The organism is Streptomyces sp. NPDC093261 (genome assembly GCF_044753645.1).
Classification (GTDB): Bacteria; Actinomycetota; Actinomycetes; order Streptomycetales; family Streptomycetaceae; genus Streptomyces.
On record NZ_JBIVNO010000001.1, the window covers coordinates 1,236,224 to 1,250,933 of the forward strand.

The following is a 14,710-nucleotide window of genomic DNA, read 5'->3' on the forward strand; positions in this document are numbered from 1 at the left end:
ATGAACGAACCCGACGCCCACGCCCATCCGCCGGCGGCCACCGGCGAGCTGATCCGCTTCGAGGGGGTCACCAAGCGCTTCGGCGACCACACGGTCCTCGACGGGCTCGACTTCTCGGTCGAGGCGGGCCGGCACGTCACCCTGATCGGCCCCTCGGGCTCCGGGAAGACCACGATCCTGCGGCTGCTGATGACCCTGGACCAGCCCGACGAGGGCACGATCACGGTCGGCGGGCAGACGCTGTTCCCGGCGGGCGAGAAGCAGGTCCGGGAGATCCGCAAGAACATCGGGATGGTCTTCCAGCAGTTCAACCTGTTCCCGAACATGAAGGTCCTGCGCAATGTCACCGAGGCGCCGGTCACCGTGCTCGGGCTGTCGAAGGACGAGGCGGAGCAGCGGGCGCGGGAGCTGCTGGACCTGGTGGGGCTCGGCGACCACCTCGACAAGTACCCGAGCCAGCTCTCCGGCGGCCAGCAGCAGCGCGTGGCGATCGCCCGGGCGCTGGCGATGCGCCCGCAGGTGCTGCTGCTCGACGAGGTGACGTCGGCGCTGGATCCGGAGCTGGTCGCCGGGGTGCTCGACGTCCTGCGGGACATCGCGCACACCACCGACATCACCATGCTCTGCGTGACCCACGAGATGAACTTCGCGCGGGACATATCGGACCGCATCCTGATGTTTGATTCCGGCCGGGTCGTCGAGACGGGCGCGCCGGAGAAGATCTTCAGCGCTCCCGAGCACACCCGGACGCGGGAGTTCCTCAGCGCAGTGCTGTGACTACGTGAGGTGAACACACCGGTCCGGCCTGGCCCCACCCATCCGGCCATGACCCTGGCATATGCCAGAGTGGCGCGTTCCTGCTGAGCGGGCCGGAGCCGGCACGGAGTTCGTCAACACCCGCCCCCGAGGGCGCCCTTGAGCCTTATCGTGGAGTCAGCCAAGCTGTCCCGAGAACGGCCCAAGAAGCGCAGGGGGAGACCGTGGCGCTGACCCATGAGCCGACCGCTCCGTACCACTCGGCCCAGGACGCGCTGCGCGTCCTGGAGACGGTGGCGCGGCACTCCACCGGCGTCACCGACGCCGTACTCGCCCGGCTGACCCGCCTCGGCAGCCGGCGACTGACCCCCGTGCTGCGGATGCTGCGCCGGGAGGGGTACGTCGAGCAGACCGCCGACGGCGCGTACATCACCGGCGCCGCCCTCAGCCGGCTGAGCTCGGCCCAGACCCATGAGGAGGCGCTGCGGGAGAAGCTCCAGCAGACCCTGGACCGGCTGCGCGACTCGGTGGGCGCCGCGGTCTACATCAGCCGCTACATCGACGGAGAGGTGCAGCTCACCCAGTGCGCCGAGAGCCCGGCCGCTCCCGCGGTGCACGAGTGGGTGGACTTCCGTTCCTCGGCGCACGCGAGCGCGGTCGGCAAGAGCCTGCTCGGGCAGCTCGACCTCGACGGCCGGCGGGACCACCTCGCCCGGCACAAGATGGCCCGGCTCACCTCGCGGACGATCACCAACGAGAAGCTGCTGCTGTCGCGCCTCGACGCCCATCCGCCGACGGTCCCGGTGCTCGACCTCCAGGAGTACGCGGTGGGCACGGTGTGCGCGGCCGTCCCGATCACGGCGGGCTCCTCGGTCGGCTGTCTGGCGTTGTCCCTGCCGGTGGAGCACGCGCACCGGCTGCGGCAGGCGGCTGACCGGCTGAACAAGGGGGCGGCCCCGCTGCTGCTCTCCCTCGCGATCTGAGGGTGGTCACGACCACCCCTCGGGACCAGGTAGTATTTCTTTTGTCGCCGGACGCGAGAGCGAAGAGCGACAGAGTCTGCGCCGCTAGCTCAGTTGGTTAGAGCAGCTGACTCTTAATCAGCGGGTCCGGGGTTCGAGTCCCTGGCGGCGCACGATGACGATGGCGAGCCGTGTTCGCGTACAGCGCGAACGGGCTCGCCATCGTCGTTTTTCCGCGCGGCCCCGCCGCGCGCGGAGGGGCACAGCCCGCACCCCTCGCCGCCCCGCCACGCGAGGCGGAGTCCCCGTAACCACCCTCAGCAGCCGCGCCCCAGCCCGAGCCGGGAACCGTGTGCGCCGACAGCGCGGTCAGGCCCGCATCGCCGGTCTTCTGCCGTCTTCGCCGACAGGCCTACGGCATGCTCGCGAACGGGTCGTCCATCGCGGCCGCGTGGTACGTGACCATGAAGCCGACGCAGAACGCCACGATCACCGAGAGGAAGACGAGGATGCCGACCGTGCCCGCCAGGGTCTTGCCCCGGGCCGGGGAGTGGGCGGTGGCGCGTTCGGGGTGGGCCCGGGTGTAGTGGACGGGGACGATGTCACCCTCGACCGTCGTCCCGGGGCCGTCCGCCTCCTCGAAGCGGACGGTGCGGCCCTCGCGGGTCGTGAACTCGTAGACGTGGTGCAGTGTGGTGGTGACGGAGCTGTCGCCCCGGCCGCCGCTGGTCGTCGTGTACGTCCGCACACAGCGCGCCTCGGCGGTCAGGCCGCTGTTCCAGTTGCTCCTCAGCTGGAGCGAGCGGCGGACCACGATCGCCGCCTTGGTCAGCGCCACGGCCATGATCAGGCCCGGCACCGCGTAGAAGAAGAAGTCCATCGTTCCCCCGAGTCCGGTACGGCTCCACGCACGCCGTCATGGTCATGTCGACGTGCGTGGAACGTACCCGACCGGATCGTCCGGGCTCCTCAAGCCAGGCTCAGAAATCGGACCCCGAACGGACTCGGGACGGGGTGGCGCTCAGAACGTGACATCCGCACACGAGTAGAACGCGTTGCCCGTGTCCGCGATCGTCCACACCCCGAGGATGATGTGGTGCCCGCTCAGCCCGGTCGGCAGGGTGCCGGTGTGGGTGAGCGTGGACGGCGGCCGCTGACCGTTGTACGGGACGGTCAGGAACGGGGTGGTGTTCAGATCAGCCCTGGTCAGGGCGTGGTTCTGATTCCAGCCCGGTTTGGTGACGTAGTACTTGAAGTCGGTCGTCGCGTGCGAGGCCGTGAACTGCCAGCGGAAGGTGTAGCTCTGCCCGCCGGTCACCCTGGTCGTCGGCCACGCCGCGCCCGAGGGCGTCCGGGGCTGGTCGAGCGCGCCGAAGTTGGTGTGGTTCGCCGAACAGATCCGGCCGTCGTCGGGTCCCGCCGCCGGGAAGCCCTTCGGGCCCTCGACGCTCTGCGGCTCCCACTGGATGTCGCCGCAGCCGGAGACGATGCCGCCGTTCGCGGCGCACATCTTCTGCCGGCTGAGGGGCTGGTCGGTGTAGCCGTGAGCGCTGGCGCCACCGGTGGAGAGCACGAACGTGCCCGCGGTGGCGAGGCCGACCACGGCCGCGTACCACTTCGCCTTTCTGGTCGTACGGATGCGCATGCTGTCGCTCCTGAAGGATGTGGGGAGTTCCTCGAGCCGTGCGCGCGCGTCTTCAGGTCTAGACCAAGTCTCAGACTATGGCTGTGAGTTGTACATGTCCATCCCCTCTCCGGCGCCCGGTCCTCATCCCCCGTCGGTCGTGCGTCCCGTGTAGAACGCGACCGTCAGGTCCTTCACCAGCGCCTTGCGCTCGTAGTCGTCGAGTTCGACCAGACCCCGCGTGGTCAGCCGGGTAACCGTGTCCTCGACCGAGTCCACGACCGTGCTGAGTACCGTGTCCCGATGCTCGGCGTCGAGCGCGGCGATACGGCGGCGCTGGAGCCGCTCGGCGACCTCGGGCGCGTACTCGATGCGGGTCGGCTGCGCCGCGAACACCTCCAGCCCGGCGGGCTCCGCGTCCGCCACCACCAGCCGGGTCAGCGCCTCACCGATCGCCTCGACATTGCGCAGGCTCACCACGTCCTTGGTGGCGGACGCCTCGGCCGGCACCTGCGGCACCACCCTCGCGAGCGCCGACTCCACGCACTCCCGCAGATAGGTCTGGTGGTCGTCGATGCCGAGCACGGCGCGCGCGGTGTCCTTGACCCGCCAGGTCACCAACACGACCACCCGCAACGCGGCCCCGTTGGCGTCGACCGCGGGGATCGGCTCGCTGCGCCAGTGCCGCAGCCGCACATCGGCCTGTTGGCGGACCACCAGCGGGTTCACCCACATCAGACCGGTGCGGCGGGCCGTGCCGCGGTAGCGGCCGAACACCCCGAGCACCCAGGCGTACCCCGTGCGCCCGCGCATGAGCCCGCTGAACCCCAGCAGCCCGAGCGCCCCCGCGCCCACATATGCCGCCAACTGGGCGGGCCCGAGTCCCGCGTCCGCGCTCGCCGGAAGTTCCAGCACCCGCGTAGCGACCGGCGACAGAACACCGGCCCACCAGGAGGCGACCCCGCAGCCGCACAGACCGCCGAGCCCCGCCAGCACGCCCACCGACCCGGGCAGCACCCGGGCCGGCCGCTCGACCAGCTCGGGATCGGCGACCGGCGACCGGCGCGCCGGCTCGGCGGGCGGACGGACGCACGGCTGTTCACCGGTGCCGAGCCGGCGCCCCACCACGGTCGGGGTGACCGGCAGGGACCCCGGTTCGGGGGCCTCCCGGAACAGCAGATGGACCGGGATCTCGGTGGTCGACTCGCCGTGGATGAGCCGGGCGGACGAGGCGCCGGAGTCGAGCGGCGCCCCCTCGGGCTCCGGAGCCGGCGATGACGTCGTGTTCATGCGTGCCTCCACCCTCCGCGCCAGGAGGTCTCGTGCCGGGATGCACCGGACAGCGGGTCAGGGAATACGGGAAGAGCCGGGCGATACGCGAAGGCCCGGGGGTACGGGAAGAGCCGGGCGATACGCGAAGGCCCGGGGGTACGGGAGGGGCCGCGGGACCCAGGAGGGCCCGGGGACCCGCGTCGGCCAGGGTCAGGAGAACAGCCGTCGCCAGGTCTCCGGCCCCGGGTAGCCGTCGGCCGCACTGCCGCGCCAGCCCTGGGCGCGCTGGAACGCCTCGACATTGCGGCGGTCGGCCTCGCTCCAGCGCGGCCCCGGCCCGCCGGAGTAGTACCTGCCGAACCCCTTCTCGACCAGCTTCCGGCCCAGCACGGTGACATCCGGACTGGCGACGCCCGGCCGGAAGGTGCCCCGGCCCGGATAGGCGGGTACTCCCACCGGGCCCTGCACGGAGGTCGGCGGGCGGCCGCCCGGGGCGGTCCCGGGAGGAACCAGCGCCCGAGTCGTGGCCCCGACGTCCGCCCGGGGAACCGCTCCCGCCACCGGGAGACGGGAGCGGCCGCGCAGGGCGAGCAGACCGCCGAGCTCGGCGCCATAGGTGTCGTCTGCGCCCTTGCCGACGGAGGCCACACCCGGGATGCCGACCGTCGGCATGGGCATCCCACCGCCGGCAACCGGAGTGTTCTCACCCTCCTTGGCGGCCTTGCCGTCCGTGATGCCCTTGTAGCGGTACGGCACATAGCGGCCGGAGTTGGACCAGTAGGCGTACGGGGTGGTCCTGCGGCGAGCGCGCGGCGGGGTCTCCTCGTAGGCGGTGTAGTTCTGGTGCGTGTAGTCGGTCCAGCCGCCGAAGATGACGACGTGCGACCCCTTCTCCGGGTTGTCGACATTGTGGAAGAGGAGAATGTCGCCGGGTTGCAGCTCGTCCTTGGTGATGCGGTCGCCGAACTTGTCCAGGCTGCCCGTCCACTCGTTGCTGCCGAGGTTCCAGGCCATGGAGACGAAGCCGGAGCAGTCCTGCCGGTACCCGTCCGACCAGTAGTCGTCCATGCTGTACGGCACCTTGGCCGCGACCCACCGCTTGGCCCGGTTGATGATCGCGGCCCGGGTCGTCGTGGGAGTCGTCACCCCGCTCGGCATGACACCCGTGCCATGCAGCGGCGCGGTGTGGCCCTGCGGGCTGGCCGGCGGCTCCTCACCTGGGGGAACGATGGGCCAGGGGGTGTCGTGGACGACCGCGACGGCGGACACCGCCTGCCCCGGGGCGACGAGCACCGCGCTCGCTGCGGCGGCCAGCGCGAGGACCCCGCGGGCCGCCGGCCGCAGGGCCGGTCCGCAGGGGCGGGTGCGGTGGACGGTACGGCGTCCGCGTGCGCATCCGGGGCAGTCGCAGTCGCTTGTGGTATCGAATTCCTCGAATGCCGGAGTCTTCATGCGATTCCCCTCACACTCCCTGTCCGCACCCTGGTGTATTTGTCCTATTTATGTAAGTGTGTCAGCTTTCCAACTGTCCACTCGAACCGCCTGTTGACGCCCCGAAAGGTGCACGCGTGGCGTCACATGGGGGTACGGGTGGCCGGACGAAGGCCCCGGGCGGGGCGACCCGGTCGGGAACACGCCCCGGGATCGGGTAGAGTTCTCCAGGTCAGCAGGCGCCGCTAGCTCAGTTGGTTAGAGCAGCTGACTCTTAATCAGCGGGTCCGGGGTTCGAGTCCCTGGCGGCGCACGACCGAGAAGGCCCCTCGCCATGGCGAGGGGCCTTCTGGTATGCGCGCACATCCGGGGGAACGTACGGATTGGCCGGTTACCCTCTGGCCATGGCGCGCGACCTCCAGGAGCGGATCAAGAAACTCATCATCGACCGCCGGCTGCCCCCGGGCGCCGCGCTGCCGACCGAGCCCGAGCTGATGGCGCTGCTCGACGCCGGCCGGAACTCCGTGCGTGAGGCCCTCAAGGCGCTCCAGGCGATGGGCATCGTCGACATCCGCCACGGCTTCGGCACCTACGTCGGCCCGATGTCGCTGGCCCCGATGATCGAGGGGCTCGCCTTCCGTACGGTCGCCGGGCACCACCGGGGCGAGGACAGCCTGCTGGAACTGCTGGAACTCCGCGAGGCCCTGGAGGCGGGACTGGTCTCCCGCCTGGCCGGCCGGGTGCCGGAGCAGGACCTGGCCGAGCTGGACGCGCTCGTCGACCGCATGGAACGGGAGGCCGCCCAGGGGACCGGTCTCGCCGAGACCGACCGCGCCTTTCACGCCACCCTCTACCGAGGGCTCGGCAACGTCCTGCTGGGCGAGGTGCTGGAGGCCTTCTGGGACGCGTTCCACCGGGTCCGCACCGATCTGGCGGACGTACCGCAGGACCCGCGGATCACCTGCCGACAGCACCGGGACATTCTCGACGCCGTGCGGTCAGGGGACTCCCTACGCGCGGAGGCGGCCATAAAGGAGCATTTCCTCAACATCCGCACACGGGTGATGTCAACCGCCCCGGAAGACCACAAGGAGCCTCCCCGTGACCGGGTTTGAGCGGTAGGCACCGTGTTTCGCTCTTGCGATCAGGCCGGACCCATATGCCCCTTGGGCTCCAAGGGCCTGTCTGCGCAGGGAAGTTGGGGGCGGGGGCCATCATCTCGGGCCTGCGGACCGAGGTCTGCGTCGTGCTTCCCGTCCTGTCCGCCCTCGGACAGGGCTACGAGGTCCACGTCGTCGCCGACGCGTCCGGAGGCGTCACCCCGCAGGCCCACGAGCACGCCCTCCGGCGCATGATCGGCGCCGGTGCGCTGCCGGTGACCTGGATCCAGGTGCTGCTCGAGCTCCAGCGCGGCTGGGCCCACGCCGAGATCCCGCGCTCTCCTCGGCGGCCCGGCCTTCACACCGGGCCCCGGGGAACATCCGCGCCACCCAGGCCTTGAGAGGCGATCTTCCTGGCCGCGACGCGGATCCTGCGCGCCCGAGTGCTCACCGGTCTCGGGCCCGACGGATTCCGGACCCTGACCGAGGCGATGCGCGACCTGCGATGCCCACCAGGGATCGCCGCAGTAACGGCGACGCGCCGGGGGTTGCGGCTGGTGTCGATCACGAAGTGTCTGCCGCCCGCCTTCGCCGACAGCCGCTCGCCGTACGCGATCGACTCCTGGGGCGAGTGGGAGGCGGAGACGATGTCACCGGCCGTGGGTCCTCACCGCGCCACGCCCGTCAGATACGCCGACACCACCACATTCGCCGTATAGGCACCGCGCGCCCGGTCGAAGGTGCCGCCGCAGGTGATCAGCCGCAGCTCCGCCCGGCCCGGCTGCCGTGCCCCGTACGCCTCACGGGCGTCGAACCGGTCGCGGTCGAGCACCTGGACGCCCTCGACGGTGAACTCGGCGATCCGGCCGTCACGGCGCACCACTCGCACCTTGGCGCCCTGCCGCAGGCTGCTCAGCTTGTAGAAGACGGCGGGTCCGGTGTCGGTGTCGACGTGCCCCACGAGCAGCGCCGTTCCGGCGGCCCCGGGCGTCACGCCGTTGCCGTACCAGCCGACGACGCCCGACTGGTCGAAGGGCGGCGGCTCGATCGCGCCCTGCGCGTCCAGGCCACGCCCGACGACCGGGGCCCGCACCCCGAGGGACGGGATGTCGACGCGCAGCGGCGCCGACGTGCCCAACGGCTGGGAAGCGGGCGGCAGTCGGGTGTCCGGGGGCCGCCCGGCGGCGGCCATGTCCCCGGTCGTCGGCGCGGAGATCCCCGTGTGCACATCGCTGATCCCGCGCCCCCACATCCACAGTCCCAGCAGCAGGACCACCCAGGCGACGCCCATCAGCAGACGGCCGGTACCGGAGGAATGCTCGGATCTGGACACGGTTCACTCCCGGCCACGGCCCCGGCGGATGCTCCGCGCGATGACTACGACGGCGGCGACGCTCGCGAGGACGAGGCCGATGATCGCCTGGAGAACGCCCGGTCCGGCGCTGCGGGCGTCGGAGGACGACAAAGGCGCGGTGGCGCCGCCGCCCGCGTGCACGGGCGCGACCGGCGAGGAGGGCGCGGCGGGGGCGCCGGAGGAGACGCGGGCGGCCGGGGACGCCGGGCCGCCAAAGAAGGCGGAGGCGGTCGGGGACGCCGGGCCGTGCGGGGTGGCGGACGGCGCGGGCGCCTTAGGCTCGCTCACGGTGAGCACGCCCTCGACCTTTCGGCCGTCGCACCCGACCGTGACGGAGTACAGGCCCGGATGTGCCGTGGCGCTGACCCGGGTGCCGCCGGTCAGCATGCCGTTCCTGCCCACGAGCCGCGCGTCGCCCGCGAAGGCGTCCGACGCCGCGCTGCCGGCCGTTCCGGCGCAGCCCCGGACGGCCAGCCGGACGCCGGTGCCGGGCGTGGGGGACGCGGGGGTCAGGAAGACACCCTGCACATCCGCCGCGGATGCGGTGGGCGCGAGGACGGCCGCGACGACGGCCCCCGCACCCAGAGTGATCCGTAGTGAACCCATCGTGAACCTCCCGATATCAGGAGGCTCACATCCCGGGCACCCCGGCGCATCCGGACGGGCCCCTCGGCTACTCCGTATGGGGGGCGAGCCAGGGCCGTACGGGCCCCGGACCCGCCCGCCGCGGAGGCCGGCCGACGGCGTCAGACGAGGTCGACGAGGTCCGCGATGGAGTTCACGACGTGCGAGGGACGGAAGGGGTAGCGGTCGATGTGGTCCCGTGTGGTCAGTCCGGTGAGCACCAGGAACGTCTGCATACCGGCCTCCATGCCGGCCAGGACGTCGGTGTCCATCCGGTCGCCGATCATCGCGCTGGTCTCCGAGTGCGCCCCGATGGTGTTCAGCCCGGTCCGCATCATCAGCGGGTTCGGCTTGCCCGCGAAGTACGGCTTCTTGCCGGTCGCCTTGGTGATCAGCGCGGCGACCGCGCCCGTGGCGGGCAGCGGCCCCTCGGGGGACGGGCCGGTCTCGTCGGGGTTGGTGCAGATGAACCGGGCCCCGGCCTTGATCAGCCGGACCGCCTTGGTCATGGCCTCGAAGGAGTAGGTGCGGGTCTCGCCGAGGACGACGTAGTCGGGCTCCTGGTCGGTCAGGATGTAGCCGATGTCGTGCAGGGCCGTGGTCAGCCCGGCCTCGCCGATGACATACGCCGAGCCGCCGGGCCGCTGGTCGTCCAGGAACTGGGCGGTCGCGAGCGCCGAGGTCCAGATGTTCTCCACCGGCACGTCGAGGCCCATGCGGGTCAGCCGGGCGTGCAGATCGCGCGCGGTGTAGATGGAGTTGTTGGTGAGTACGAGGAAGGGCTTGCCGGACTCACGCAGCCTCTTCAGGAAGGCATCGGCACCGGGGATCGGAACGCCCTCGTGGATGAGCACACCGTCCATGTCGGTGAGCCACGACTCGATGGGCCTGCGCTCTGCCATGTGCGATCTCCTGCCGTACGTGGTGCCGCGTGAGTCCCCCAGCCTAGCGATCAGCTGTTCGTGGCGGATTTCCAGTCTTCGACGTACGTCTGAAGGTTCTTGTCGATGTCGTTCCAGTCCGGCTCGAAGACCTGGACGTTGTCCAGGAGCGCGGTCAGCGCGGCGGCGTTGGCGTCCGTGGCCCCGATGTCCTTGCGGGCCGCGAATCCGCCGCCGATCTCGCTGACCTCCTTCTGTGCGGTGCGGCTGAGCATGTAGTCCAGCAGCTTCCTGCCGTTCTCGGAGTGCGGGGCCCTGGTGACGAGGCCGGCGGCGTACGGCAGCGCGAAGGTGGTCGGCCTGCCGCCCTGCCGGGCCGGGAACCAGATGCCCAGGTTCGGCATGGTCTTGGACTGGGCGAAGTTCATCTGGACGTCACCGTTGGCGACGAGCAGTTCGCCCTTGTCCACCTTGGGGGCGAGCTTGCCGGTGGAGGCGGACGGGCCGACGTTGTTGGCCTGGAGCTTCTTCAGATACGCGAGCGCCGCCTCCTTGCCGCCGAAGTCGTTCATCGCCTTGACGAGCACGGCGGTTCCGTCGCCGGCGACACCCGGGGTGGAGTACTGGAGCTTGTCCTTGTACTTGGCGTCCAGCAGGTCCTCCCAGGTGGTGGGCGCCTTCTTCAGCTCCTTCCTGTTGTAGACGAACCCGAAGTAGTTGTTGACGACGGAGGTCCAGGTGCCGTCGGCGGCCTTGTCGCCGTCGGCGACCTCCGCGGAGCCCTGGGGCGCGTACTTCGCGAGCAGGCCCTTGCTGTCGGCCTGCTGGATGAACGGGGGCAGGGTGACCAGCACATCGGCCTGCGGGTTGCTCCGCTCGCGCAGGGCGCGCTGGACCATCTCGCCGGAGCCGCCCTCGACGTATTGGACCTTGATGCCCGTCTGCTTCTCGAAGTCCTTGAAGACGCGGTCGTACCAGCCGTCCCCGTTCTCGCCCTTGAGGCCGTCCGCGCTGTAGACGGTGACGGTCTTGGCGCCGGCGCCCGAGGTGCCGGAGTCGCCGCCGCAGGCGGTGAGGGAACCGGCGAGGACGAGGCTGCCGAGGACGGCGGCGAGCGGCTTGACGGGGATGCCGGAGGGGACGGGGATTCTGGGCATGGCGGAGGTTTCAGGCATGACGGGATGAACTCCTTGCGGGGAACGGGTGGTGGAGGAGAGGCGGGTCGGGTGGTCAGCGGTGCGCGGCCCGGGTGCGGATGCGGGCGACGGCGAACAGGACGAGCAGGGTGGCGGTCATGAGAACGACCGCGAGGGCGGAGCCGGTGAACAGCGAGCCGCGGTCGGTGGCCGCGTAGATCCGGACGGGCAGCGGGGTCCAGTCGGGCGGGTAGAGCATCATCGTGGCACTCAGCTCCCCCATGGACAGGGCGAAGCACAGGCCCGCGGCGGCCGTGAGAGACGGCAGCAGCAGCGGCAGCCGCACCCGCCACAGGACGTATCCGGGCCGGGCGCCGAGCGATGCCGCGGCCTGCTCGTACGAGGGGTCGAGCCGGAGCAGCGCCGCGGAGACCGACTGATAGGCGAAGGCCGTGACGAGAACGGTGTGGGCGAGGAGCACGATCCACCGTGTGCCGTTGAGCAGCACGGGCGGCTGTGAGAAGGCGACGAGGATCGCGAGTCCGACCACCACGGAGGGCACCGCGACCGGCAGCACGAACAGCGCGTCGAACACGCGCCGCACCGGCTTCGGCAGGGCGTGCGCGCCGAGCGCGCCCCAGGTGCCGACGGCGAGGGCGAGCAGACTCGCGGCGAGCGCGGTGACCAGGCTCGTGGTGAGCGCCTGGAGGGATTCCCCGCGGGTGGCGGCGGTGTAGTGCGCGGTCGTGAAGCCGGACGGGAGCACACCGGACCAGTGACCGGCGAACGACGCGGCGAGGATCACAAGCAGCGGCAGGGCGAAGAGGGGGAGGAAGAGGACGAGGAAGAGGCCCCACAGGACCCACCTCCCCGTGCGGCTATGCACCAGCACGGCGGCTCACCACCCGGTAGAGGGCGTACAGGCCCACGGATACGAGGACGTTGACGACGGCGACGACACAGGCGCCCGGGTAGTCGGACTCCAGGATCGCCTTGCCGTAGACGAGGGTCGGCAGGGTGGTGACGTCCTTGGCGCCGGTGAACAGCACGATGCCGAACTCGTTGAGGGCGAGGACGAGGACGAGTCCGCCGCCGGCCGCGAGCGCGGGCAGCGCCTCGGGCAGGATCACCCGACGCACGATCCGCCCGGGCCGCGCGCCGAGGGAAGCGGCGACCTCCGTCTGCGCGGTGTCGAGCCCCGAGAACGCGGCGAGGAGGGGACGCATCACGAAGGGGGTGAAGTAGGTGACCTCGGCGAGCAGGACGCCCCAGGCAGTGGTGAGGAAGTGGAACGGCCCCGAGGCCGCGCCGGTCACCTCGCTCCACAGCCCGTTGGCCACCCCGACGTTGCCGTAGAGGAAGAGCAGGGCGAGCGTGATGAGGAAGGAGGGGAAGGACAGGAAGACGTCGACGAACCGGGCGACCGCCTTCGCGCCCGGGAAGGGCACGAAGGCGATCACGAGCGCGAGGAAGAACCCGAGGACGAGACAGCAGGCGGTGGCGGCGAGCGCCAGCCACACGGTGGTCCACAGCGCCTCGCGGAACGCCACGGAGGCGAAGACGTCGGTGTACGGCTTGAGGGAGGGGCCGCCGGTGTCCGGCTGGAGGGACTGCCGGACGACCAGGACGAGGGGGTAGAGGAAGGCGGCGGCCAGCAGGAGTGCCGGGGGGAGGGCCCAGGTCAGGCGTCTAGTCACGGGACACCCCTGCGGCCAGCAGCACCGCGTCCCCGGGTGCGAAGTGCACCTCCACCTCGTCCCCCGGCGCCGGCGGGCGCCGCAGCTCCCGTACGTCGGCCATGACCCGGTGGCCCGCCACGTCCACGTACAGCCGGTGGATGGCCCCCCGCCACTGGATCTCGCCGAGGACTCCGGTGAGCCGGTTCGGGCCGGGCCCGAGTCCGACGAGGTGCGGGCGCACGCACAGGGTCGCCGCCGCCCCCGGCGCGGCGCCCCGTGTGTCCACCTCCAGCTCGGCCCCGCCGAACGCGACCCCCTTCGCCCCCACGGTCACCGGCAGCAGGTTCGCGGTGCCCACGAAGGACGCCGTGAACTCGGTGCGCGGCGAGCGGTACAGCTCCCGGGGTGTACCGACGTCCTGGAGCCGCGCCCGGTCCATGACCGCGATCCGGTCCGCCAGCGTCAGCGCCTCGACCTGGTCGTGTGTGACGTACAGCATCGTCATGTCGGGCAACTCGCGGTGGAGCCGGGCGAGTTCGGCCAGCATGCCGGAGCGCAGCCGGGCGTCGAGGGCGGACAGGGGCTCGTCGAGGAGGAGCACGCCGGGGCGTACGGCGAGGGCCCGCGCGATCGCGACCCGCTGCTGCTGCCCGCCGGACAGCTCGCGTGGATACCGCCGCGCGTACTCCCCCATGCCGGTCATCTCCAGCGCTTCGGCGACCCGCGCGGGGATCTCCTGCCGGGGCACCTTGCGCGCCTTGAGGCCGAACGCCACGTTGTCCGCGACGCGCATGTGCGGAAAGAGCGCGTAGCTCTGGACGACCATTCCGATCCCGCGCCGGTAGGGCGGCTGCGCGGTGACGTCCTGGCCGCCGAGGAACACCCGCCCCGAGGACGGCCGTACGAGTCCGGCGACGGCCCGCAGCGCGGTCGTCTTCCCCGAGCCGGAGGGGCCGAGCAGCGCCATGACCTCGCCGGGCTCGACGGTGAGGTCGAGCGCGTCAAGGACGGTGGTCCCGTCGTAGGCGACCGAGATGCCCTCGAAGCGGATGCCGGTCATCGCCGGCCCGCCCCCTTGAGCAGGGCGGGGAGTTCGGTCACCGAGCCGAGCACATGGGTGGCTCCCGCCCGGTGCAGCGCCGTGCCGTCGTGGGCGCCGGTGAGCACTCCGGCCACCAGACCGGCCCCGGCGCGCACCCCGCTGAGCATGTCGTACGAGGTGTCACCGGCTACCGCGATCCGGCGTACGTCGTCGGCGGCGCCGGTGCGCAGGAAGGCCGTCAGCACCATGTCCGGGTAGGGTCGGCCCCGGCCCCGCGCGTCCGCCGGGCACAGGGTGAGCGGGACCAGGTCCCGCCAGCCGAGGGCGTCGAGGATCGCGTCCTGGGTGACCCGGGCGAAGCCGGTGGTGAGGACGACGGTCCGGCCGTCGGCCTCGAGTTCCTCGATGGCCGCGCGGGCCCCGGGTATCTCGGAGACATGTCCGTCGTCGACCAGTTCGCCGTACGCCTTCTCGAAGGCGGCGTTGGCGCGCTGGGCGAGGTGCTCCTCACCGAACAGGTGCCGGAAGACGGAGATCTTGGACTCGCCCATGGTGGCCCGGACATAGGCGAGCTTCTCGGCGTGGTCGGCGGAGCCGGGCTCCACGCCCAGCTCGGCGGCGGCCTCGGCGAAGGCCCGCTCGACGAGTCCACCGTCGGCCACGGTGGTCCCGGCCATGTCGAGGACGACCAGACGTATGTCGGTCCTGAGGTCTGTCGTGCGGTGCGCCGTGGGGGCTGTCGTGCGGTGTGCCGTGGGGGCTGTCGTGGGTTGTGCCGCGGGGCCTGTCGTGCGGTCCGTCATGTTCTCTGTCATGCGGTCTGTCATGCGGTCTGCCATGTGGTCTGCC

The 14,710-nt window shown here is 71.4% G+C and carries 15 protein-coding genes, 2 tRNA genes and 1 pseudogene; 6 read left to right on the forward strand and 12 right to left on the reverse strand.

The genetic code is table 11. The features are described from left to right. The 3 genes from ehuA (at position 1) to ACIP94_RS05550 (ending at position 1,891) form a co-directional block, all read left to right on the forward strand. Positions 1–777, forward strand: a complete 777-nt coding sequence (gene ehuA / locus ACIP94_RS05540; protein ID WP_402419892.1) for an ectoine/hydroxyectoine ABC transporter ATP-binding protein EhuA — start codon at positions 1–3, stop codon at positions 775–777. Positions 778–980: 203 nt separating this feature from the next. After that, positions 981–1,739 (forward strand): IclR family transcriptional regulator, encoded by a 759-nt coding sequence (locus ACIP94_RS05545; protein ID WP_402419895.1) that lies wholly within the window; start codon positions 981–983, stop codon positions 1,737–1,739. Positions 1,740–1,817: 78 nt separating this feature from the next. Then, positions 1,818–1,891: transfer RNA gene (locus ACIP94_RS05550), tRNA-Lys, on the forward strand. A 239-nt stretch (positions 1,892–2,130) separates the two neighbouring features. On the opposite strand, the gene ACIP94_RS05555 is transcribed toward ACIP94_RS05550, so the two are convergent. The 4 genes from ACIP94_RS05555 to ACIP94_RS05570 form a co-directional block, all read right to left on the reverse strand. Then, positions 2,131–2,598: a DUF3592 domain-containing protein gene (locus ACIP94_RS05555; RefSeq protein ID WP_402419897.1), complete on the reverse strand. Its 468-nt coding sequence runs from the start codon at positions 2,596–2,598 to the stop codon at positions 2,131–2,133. Positions 2,599–2,739: 141 nt separating this feature from the next. Beyond that, positions 2,740–3,363, reverse strand: coding sequence for a lytic polysaccharide monooxygenase (locus tag ACIP94_RS05560; RefSeq protein WP_402419900.1), 624 nt, complete (start codon positions 3,361–3,363; stop codon positions 2,740–2,742). Between the two features lie 123 nt (positions 3,364–3,486). Beyond that, positions 3,487–4,632 carry an SPFH domain-containing protein gene (locus tag ACIP94_RS05565; protein ID WP_402419902.1) on the reverse strand — a complete coding sequence of 382 codons (1,146 nt, stop codon included), beginning with the start codon at positions 4,630–4,632 and terminating at the stop codon, positions 3,487–3,489. A 192-nt stretch (positions 4,633–4,824) separates the two neighbouring features. Further along, positions 4,825–6,066 (reverse strand): peptidoglycan-binding protein, encoded by a 1,242-nt coding sequence (locus ACIP94_RS05570; protein ID WP_402419905.1) that lies wholly within the window; start codon positions 6,064–6,066, stop codon positions 4,825–4,827. A gap of 218 nt (positions 6,067–6,284) precedes the next feature. Between ACIP94_RS05570 and ACIP94_RS05575 the strand changes: the two genes are divergently transcribed. The 3 genes and pseudogenes from ACIP94_RS05575 to ACIP94_RS05585 form a co-directional block, all read left to right on the forward strand. Beyond that, a tRNA-Lys gene (locus tag ACIP94_RS05575) sits at positions 6,285–6,358 on the forward strand. A 91-nt stretch (positions 6,359–6,449) separates the two neighbouring features. Beyond that, a complete protein-coding gene (locus ACIP94_RS05580) occupies positions 6,450–7,160 on the forward strand; it encodes a FadR/GntR family transcriptional regulator (protein WP_402419907.1) in 711 nt (236 codons plus the stop codon). Positions 7,161–7,258: 98 nt separating this feature from the next. Beyond that, positions 7,259–7,474 (forward strand): annotated as a pseudogene (locus ACIP94_RS05585) (isochorismatase family protein); the annotation flags it as partial. Between the two features lie 338 nt (positions 7,475–7,812). On the opposite strand, the gene ACIP94_RS05590 reads toward ACIP94_RS05585, so the two are convergent. The 8 genes from ACIP94_RS05590 to ACIP94_RS05625 all read right to left on the reverse strand — a co-directional run bounded on the left by ACIP94_RS05590 (position 7,813) and on the right by ACIP94_RS05625 (position 14,676). Further along, a complete protein-coding gene (locus tag ACIP94_RS05590) occupies positions 7,813–8,436 on the reverse strand; it encodes a class F sortase (RefSeq protein WP_402420396.1) in 624 nt (207 codons plus the stop codon). A gap of 45 nt (positions 8,437–8,481) precedes the next feature. Next, positions 8,482–9,105, reverse strand: a complete 624-nt coding sequence (locus ACIP94_RS05595) for a hypothetical protein (protein WP_402419910.1) — start codon at positions 9,103–9,105, stop codon at positions 8,482–8,484. 140 nt (positions 9,106–9,245) lie between these two features. Then, positions 9,246–10,025 carry an HAD-IIA family hydrolase gene (locus ACIP94_RS05600; RefSeq protein WP_402419912.1) on the reverse strand — a complete coding sequence of 260 codons (780 nt, stop codon included), beginning with the start codon at positions 10,023–10,025 and terminating at the stop codon, positions 9,246–9,248. 50 nt (positions 10,026–10,075) lie between these two features. Beyond that, on the reverse strand, positions 10,076–11,179 hold the full coding sequence (locus tag ACIP94_RS05605; protein ID WP_402419915.1) for a 2-aminoethylphosphonate ABC transporter substrate-binding protein: 1,104 nt from the start codon (positions 11,177–11,179) through the stop codon (positions 10,076–10,078). 55 nt (positions 11,180–11,234) lie between these two features. Then, positions 11,235–12,032 (reverse strand): ABC transporter permease, encoded by a 798-nt coding sequence (locus ACIP94_RS05610; protein WP_402419917.1) that lies wholly within the window; start codon positions 12,030–12,032, stop codon positions 11,235–11,237. Continuing rightward, the gene (locus ACIP94_RS05615; RefSeq protein ID WP_402419920.1) at positions 12,019–12,837 is read right to left on the reverse strand and encodes a 2-aminoethylphosphonate ABC transporter permease subunit; all 819 of its coding nucleotides are present in this window, start codon (positions 12,835–12,837) and stop codon (positions 12,019–12,021) included. Before ACIP94_RS05615 ends, ACIP94_RS05610 begins: the two co-directional genes overlap by 14 nt. Beyond that, complete coding sequence (locus ACIP94_RS05620; protein WP_402419923.1) at positions 12,830–13,879, reverse strand: ABC transporter ATP-binding protein; 1,050 nt, start codon at positions 13,877–13,879, stop codon at positions 12,830–12,832. The genes ACIP94_RS05615 and ACIP94_RS05620 overlap by 8 nt, the downstream gene beginning before the upstream one ends. Further along, positions 13,876–14,676, reverse strand: coding sequence for a phosphonatase-like hydrolase (locus tag ACIP94_RS05625; RefSeq protein ID WP_402419925.1), 801 nt, complete (start codon positions 14,674–14,676; stop codon positions 13,876–13,878). Before ACIP94_RS05625 ends, ACIP94_RS05620 begins: the two co-directional genes overlap by 4 nt. Between the last annotated feature and the right edge of the window lie 34 nt (positions 14,677–14,710).

Bases quoted from the DNA above. Each gene is read 5' to 3' on its own strand.
- ehuA (WP_402419892.1), top strand. From the start codon at position 1: ATGAACGAACCCGACGCCCACGCCCATCCGCCGGCGGCCACCGGCGAG.
- ACIP94_RS05555 (WP_402419897.1), bottom strand. From the start codon at position 2,598: ATGGACTTCTTCTTCTACGCGGTGCCGGGCCTGATCATGGCCGTGGCG.
- ACIP94_RS05560 (WP_402419900.1), bottom strand. From the start codon at position 3,363: ATGCGCATCCGTACGACCAGAAAGGCGAAGTGGTACGCGGCCGTGGTC.
- ACIP94_RS05565 (WP_402419902.1), bottom strand. From the start codon at position 4,632: ATGAACACGACGTCATCGCCGGCTCCGGAGCCCGAGGGGGCGCCGCTC.
- ACIP94_RS05570 (WP_402419905.1), bottom strand. From the start codon at position 6,066: ATGAAGACTCCGGCATTCGAGGAATTCGATACCACAAGCGACTGCGAC.
- ACIP94_RS05580 (WP_402419907.1), top strand. From the start codon at position 6,450: ATGGCGCGCGACCTCCAGGAGCGGATCAAGAAACTCATCATCGACCGC.
- ACIP94_RS05590 (WP_402420396.1), bottom strand. From the start codon at position 8,436: ATGGGCGTCGCCTGGGTGGTCCTGCTGCTGGGACTGTGGATGTGGGGG.
- ACIP94_RS05595 (WP_402419910.1), bottom strand. From the start codon at position 9,105: ATGGGTTCACTACGGATCACTCTGGGTGCGGGGGCCGTCGTCGCGGCC.
- ACIP94_RS05600 (WP_402419912.1), bottom strand. From the start codon at position 10,025: ATGGCAGAGCGCAGGCCCATCGAGTCGTGGCTCACCGACATGGACGGT.
- ACIP94_RS05605 (WP_402419915.1), bottom strand. From the start codon at position 11,179: ATGCCTGAAACCTCCGCCATGCCCAGAATCCCCGTCCCCTCCGGCATC.
- ACIP94_RS05620 (WP_402419923.1), bottom strand. From the start codon at position 13,879: ATGACCGGCATCCGCTTCGAGGGCATCTCGGTCGCCTACGACGGGACC.
- ACIP94_RS05625 (WP_402419925.1), bottom strand. From the start codon at position 14,676: ATGACAGAGAACATGACGGACCGCACGACAGGCCCCGCGGCACAACCC.